Raw genomic sequence first — 6,000 nt, forward strand, 5'->3', positions numbered from 1 at the left:
AAACTGTCAGATTTTGCTTTGAATCTGTATTTTGGCGGCCTGTTTTCGCTCGGATGCGTTTTCTGTCTACTGCACACTCAAGAGCCTTCCTGGATGCCGGCAAGTTTTTCCTGTGTTACCCCGTCGAAAGTGCTTGCTGCACTGCGTGCTGAAACGAGTCAGCTGCACGTTAAGCTCGAAAAACGCATGCCGTTTTTTTCATCCACGCTGGATCATGCGCTTTACCTTCGCTTGCTCAAGGCCTATTACGGTTTTTATGCACCGCTTGAAGCTGTATTGCATGACAGCGACTTGATACCTGCGGAGCTTCTCCCGAAAGACAGGGTCAAAACGCCTATGCTGGTCGAGGATCTGCGTGCGCTGGGCCTGTCTGACGAGGACATCAGGCAACTTCCGCGTTGCGCACAGTTGCCTGCGGTTGATTCGCCCGGTTCATGCCTGGGTGTCATGTACGTACTGGAAGGTGCAACACTGGGCGGGCAGGTTTTGCGTCGCGAGATAAACAAGCGCCTGGGCCTGGATGAACAAAATGGAGCGGCCTTTCTCGATGTCTACGGTGCCCACACCGGACCTCGCTGGAAGGCGTTTCTGAATCATCTGGATGAAGTGCCGCGAGAAGTTGCTTTTACTGACGCCGCAGCGTTTGCGGCGCAATCCACGTTTGCATGTTTCGAGCACTGGCTCGAGGGTCAAAAGGTACTGCTATGAGCCAACTCGACAAAGACGCCTTTGAAGTCCTTCTGGCCAATTGTGCGGATGAGCCCATCCAGTTTCCTGGTGCCATTCAGCCCCATGGGGTGCTGTTTACCCTGAAAGAGCCCGAGCTGACGATCCTGCAAGTCAGCGCCAACCTGGAGAAGGTTCTGGGCCACGCGCCCGAGCAGGTCCTCGGCAAGGGTCTGGAGCTTGTTCTGGGTGCCGGCTGGGCCGAAGTGATCAGAAGCGCCAGTGGTCATGATTCGTTCATCGACGCGCAACGCCTGCTGATGTCGGTCAATGGTGTCGAGTTCGAAGCCTTGATGCACCGCAATCAGGGGGTTCTGATTCTGGAACTCGAGATACAGGACAAGGACGCGCTAGCGGTCAGTTATTCCGAGCGCACCGGCAACATGGGTCGCATGTTGCGCCAACTGCACGCGGCGAGTGATCTGCAGACGTTGTACGAAGTCAGTGTCCGAGAGATTCAGAAGATGACCGGCTATGACCGGGTACTCATCTATCGTTTTGAAGAGGAGGGCCACGGTCAGGTGATTGCCGAGGCGTCGTCGCCGTCCATGGAGCTTTTCAACGGTCTGTTTTTCCCGGCTTCGGATATTCCCGAACAGGCGCGTGAACTGTATCGCCGCAACTGGTTGCGTATTATTCCCGATGCCGACTACACCCCGGTGCCATTGGTGCCGCAACTGCGCCCGGACACTAATGAACAGCTGGACCTGAGTTTTTCGACGCTGCGCAGCGTTTCGCCGATTCACTGCCAGTACATGAAGAACATGGGCGTGCTGTCGTCCATGAGTGTTTCGCTGATTCAAGGGGGCAAGTTATGGGGGCTGATCAGTTGCGGACATCGCACCCCGTTGTATGTGTCTCACGAACTGCGCGGCGCCTGCCAGGCGATCGGTCAGGTCCTGTCGTTGCAGATCAGCGCGATGGAAGCGCTGGAAATAAGCCGGCAGCGTGAGGCAAAACTCAGGGCGCTTGAACATTTGCACCTGGCCATGACCCAGTCCGAAGAAAACGTCTTCGATGGCCTGGCGCAGCAGCCGCAACTGCTGATGGATCTGGTGGATGCCACCGGTGTAGCGATCATCGAAGACCGGCAAACCCACTGTTACGGAGTCTGCCCGGAACCCGCCGATATACGTGCACTGCACGCATGGATGATTGCAGGCGGCGCACCAGTGTATGCCAGTCATCATCTCTCCAGTGTCTATGCGCCTGCGCAGGCCTATCAGCCAATCGCCAGTGGCGTATTGGCCATGAGCCTGCCCAAGCCTGTCGACAATGGCGTGATCTGGTTTCGTCCCGAGGTCAAGGAAACGGTCCAGTGGAGCGGTGATCCGAACAAGCCGCTGAACATGGAAAGCTCGGAAGGTGGCATGCGCCTTCGGCCGCGCACGTCGTTTGAAATCTGGAAGGTCGAAATGGCCGGGATTGCTACAAAATGGAGCCATGGCGACATCTTTGCAGCCAACGACCTGCGCCGCTCAGCGCTGGAGAACGACCTTGCCCGTCAAGTGCGCAAGGAGCAACAGGCGGTTCGTGCCCGCGATGAGCTGGTGGCGGTTGTGTCCCATGACCTGCGCAACCCGATGACGGTCATTTCCATGCTCTGCGGGATGATGCAGAAGTCGTTCAGCTCTGATGGCCCGCACACCTCACGGCGCATTTCCACAGCAATCGACACCATGCAGCAAGCGGCCAGCCGCATGAATGTGTTGCTTGAAGACCTGCTCGACACTTCGAAGATCGAAGCAGGCCGCTACACCATCACGCCCCAGCCGCTGGAAGTCAGCCAGATATTCGAGGAGGCCTACACCCTGCTGGCTCCGCTGGCGATGGACAAATCCATCGAGATTTCCTTCAATGCCGAGCCTGACCTCAAGGTCAAGGCCGATCCGGAGCGTCTGTTCCAGGTGTTGTCCAACCTGATCGGCAATGCCATCAAGTTTACCCCTAAACTGGGCAAGATCGGCGTGGCGGCGATGTCCAACGGCACTGAAATCGTCTTCACCGTTCGTGACTCCGGCGAGGGCATCCCTCCCGAACAGCTGCCGCATATCTTTGAACGCTACTGGACTGTCAAAGAAGGCAACCCGACCGGCACCGGTCTTGGGTTGTACATTTCCCAAGGCATCATCAAGGCCCACGGCGGAGAACTCGGGGCGCAAAGCCAGCTGGGCGAGGGCAGCGAGTTCCGCTTTACTGTGCCGATCGCGGTTTGATCGCTTTCTCAGGCTAGCGATGGGCGTTGGCTCAAGCCTGAGTCGCGTCAACCCTGATGCCAGTTGGTCGCTTTTTCGATGTATTCAGCGTTCGCTGGAAGTACCTCGCGCAGGAAGGCGAGGTACTTGTCCATCAACGCCTTGCTGGGAAAGCGCGCGGCGAAGCCGGTGGTGATATCGTCGCAATGGATAATGACCATCAGACGTGCGTGATCGACCGTGACAAATTCGTGCAGTGACCATGGAGCGGTTTGTCGATGGTGGACAGGGTTTTCCCAATTCAGCAGTTTGATGGCGGCGATGAAGGCCATTGCCACCGGACCGACCAGAAAGAGCAACGATCCGGTCAGGATGGCGACGAGTACGAATACCAGCATGACGAAAATGGCGATGCCTTTGAAAAAAGAGGAGGCGAAGTCGGGGTAGTGGAGGTAATACTCGACCGTGGCGCCATCGGTTTTCAGAGTGTAGTTGTAGATGGTTTTTTGGCGGACTATCAATGCAATAAGGTACAACGCGGCGCCCGCGAATGTATACACCAGAAAAAGTGCCTCAGAGGGTGTCTCCAGATAGACATCCCGGCCAAGCCATATGCAGAAGCTTATGGGCAGTGCGCATATCAGTATCGTGCCTAACTGAGTCCAAAATATTTCACTGGGGGATCTCGCTATGGTTTTCAATGACCAGTTAAAAATATCTTTACCAGATAGGTAAGTGCTGATTTCTTCAGTATTATCTGAATTGCCAATAACGTTTATTGTTGGCTTTTTCAAGGCGGAGACTGCCGCTTTTTTAACCATGAATATTATTCCGCTATTTCAAGTGTCAAAGCGCTGATTCGGCTGAATGTTTTTATTTCGAGTTCGGTGTTTGTCAATCCGTCGACTGCCGTGTCTCCTTTGCTACTAAGCTCCAGTTGAAACAGGTAGCCTACATCCTGTTGGCCTGGCTTTATCAGGCCGTCGGGATACCATATTTGTAGCTCCAGATACGTTGCGTCGTTTTCAAGAGGCACCCAGGTTTCCCACACAACGTCTTCACCTTCAGGGGGCATAAGTGGAAATGTGAAATCTTCTTGGGCTTTGCGAGCAGGCTGATTGACAAGTTTTTTGAATTGCCCGACCTCCTTGAATTGTCCTCTTTCCAGAAAAGGGTAGAGTATCGGCTCATCCATTTTTGTTACAGGCAGAACGCCTAGCGGACGTTTACTACTGATGATATTGAAATGTACTGATTGTCCGCGCACTGCGCTTGGCAGAAGAATTTGTATCCCGACACCGTATTGTACCGGAGCACGGTAGGGCGTATCTCGACCAAAATAATGGTTTTTGTCACGTGTGGTGCTTTTTACATGAATTTGAGGGCTAAGCTGTATCGTAAGCAGAGCAAGCTTTTCTTCAAGTTGACCACCTGCATCTACTGCGTAACGGTAATTTATTGACTTGGACCAGCTACACCTTCGCAGCCACCATCCAACACTGTCTTGCTTGAAGTAGTTCAACATCATAGTGGTCAATAAGTAAGCCGCGCCTATTAGCAAGATGGCTACACTAAACCACGAGCTCATTGCAATCAATGCGAATGAGCTTCCGGGAGAAATTCCTGCAGCAAGCTGGAATATACTGCCTACTGTCATAAGGCCCACTGAACCAAATTTTATACGTGCGCTAATTGTCTCTTCAGTTGTTTTTGCTTTAGTCAGATCGTCGTAGATATCTATTAACTCTAATGTGGCCGCCGCTATCCCAAACGCACCCATCGCCACCATCGAACCTCTAAACCCACGTATAGCATCACCCCAGACCGCATTACCCCGTGCTTTCCAGTAAGTCGCCGATTTATCAAGAATGCCTATGTCATAGCCGCCAATGGAAAGAGGCTTCGCCGTACTGATCACCGCCCACGGCGCTTCAACAAACACAGCCATCAACAGGTTAAAGCTATACCCCAGCCCATACGCAACCTTGCCAATATCCTTGGCACTGAAGTCTCCATCCCGAGTCAGGTCGCTATAGGTGAAGGCGGTGTTGATGAAGTTGAGCATGATCACGCCCCAGGTGATCGAGCCGGCAATTCCTCCCAGTCCATCGAGCCAGCGCCTGGCGGTGCTCAGCCAGTCTTTGGCGATGGCTTTGCCGGACTGGAAGTGCAGGCGAATCTCCTCCTGCAACTGCCTGGCGTATTGGTTGTTCTGAAAGTCGAGCAGGGCGGGCATGCTCAGTTCGTGGAGGCGAAGTTTTTTCTCGAGAGCGCGCAGGTGCTTGGCGATGCTTTTGCGGGGGTTGTAAGCGGTTGGGTAGAGCCAACTGCGACGGGTGTCGCTGATCTGTTTGTTGAGGGCCTGCCACTCGCTGATCCAGCTTTTCAGCTTCGCGAGCATTTTTTGATCGATCGCGATACGCACCTTCGAGTCGAGCAGGATCTGACCGATCAATAGTGTGCGAATCAGTGCAACGGTGTTCTGCTGCTTGCCCATCGTCAGGCGGCTGTCGATGGGCACCCAGGCCAGCAGGACACTTTCGAGCGTCGCCTTGCCTGCGCCGCTGGCCAGTTGGCCGAGGGCTTTGAAGGTGTCCTGAACGGGCTGCTTCAGCGCCTTCATCCACGGTTTGTCGGCAAATCCCTGATGATTGAGTGCGCCGTTGAGTTCGCCGATGCGGGTGGCCAGGTTGGTGACGTCGCCGAGGCCGTTCAACAGCGTGTTGGCCTCCTGGTGCAGCGCGTGTTTGAGCGCGGGTGAGAAGCCGTAGCACAAGGTGCCGAACAGCGTGGTGGCGTTGGCTTCCTGCTCAGCGAGCCAGGCGCTGGCGGCGTTGTCCTGAGCGTAGATGATCTGCAGGTTGAGCATGACCGTTTGCAGGTACAGCAGGCTTTCAGGGTGAGTGGTATCGACAAACAGCTTGAGCGGGTCTGTACCGATATGGGTTGCCCAACGCTGAAAATCGCTTTGCGTGTCACGCACCTGCTGCAGCAATGCGTCTCCGGCTGGCAGGTGTTGTTGCAGATACTGACGCGCACCGCTCAGATCGACCTCGCGTCGCCATTTGTGGCGATCTTT

At 54.7% G+C, this 6,000-nt stretch carries 4 protein-coding genes; 2 read left to right on the top strand and 2 right to left on the bottom strand.

From position 1 onward, the window contains the following. Positions 1 to 93 precede the first annotated feature (93 nt). Positions 94 to 708, top strand: coding sequence for a biliverdin-producing heme oxygenase (locus ALO80_RS11185; RefSeq protein WP_055009055.1), 615 nt, complete (start codon positions 94 to 96; stop codon positions 706 to 708). Next, positions 705 to 2,942, top strand: coding sequence for an ATP-binding protein (locus tag ALO80_RS11190; protein ID WP_055009056.1), 2,238 nt, complete (start codon positions 705 to 707; stop codon positions 2,940 to 2,942). Before ALO80_RS11185 ends, ALO80_RS11190 begins: the two co-directional genes overlap by 4 nt. A gap of 47 nt (positions 2,943 to 2,989) precedes the next feature. Here the strand turns inward: ALO80_RS11190 and ALO80_RS11195 are convergent, their stop codons facing one another. Together ALO80_RS11195 and ALO80_RS11200 are read right to left on the bottom strand one after the other, a co-directional pair. Beyond that, positions 2,990 to 3,742: a permease gene (locus ALO80_RS11195; RefSeq protein WP_235812473.1), complete on the bottom strand. Its 753-nt coding sequence runs from the start codon at positions 3,740 to 3,742 to the stop codon at positions 2,990 to 2,992. Between the two features lie 5 nt (positions 3,743 to 3,747). Further along, positions 3,748 to 6,000, bottom strand: a 2,253-nt coding sequence (locus tag ALO80_RS11200) for a hypothetical protein (RefSeq protein ID WP_055009057.1), incomplete at its 5' end; no start/stop codon positions are given.

Source organism: Pseudomonas caricapapayae (assembly GCF_001400735.1).
GTDB classification, from domain to species: Bacteria; Pseudomonadota; Gammaproteobacteria; order Pseudomonadales; family Pseudomonadaceae; genus Aquipseudomonas; species Aquipseudomonas caricapapayae.

Excerpts from the sequence above, each read along its gene's own strand:
- ALO80_RS11185 (WP_055009055.1), top strand. The coding sequence starts at position 94 with ATGCCGGCAAGTTTTTCCTGTGTTACCCCGTCGAAAGTGCTTGCTGCA.
- ALO80_RS11190 (WP_055009056.1), top strand. The coding sequence starts at position 705 with ATGAGCCAACTCGACAAAGACGCCTTTGAAGTCCTTCTGGCCAATTGT.
- ALO80_RS11195 (WP_235812473.1), bottom strand. The coding sequence starts at position 3,742 with ATGGTTAAAAAAGCGGCAGTCTCCGCCTTGAAAAAGCCAACAATAAAC.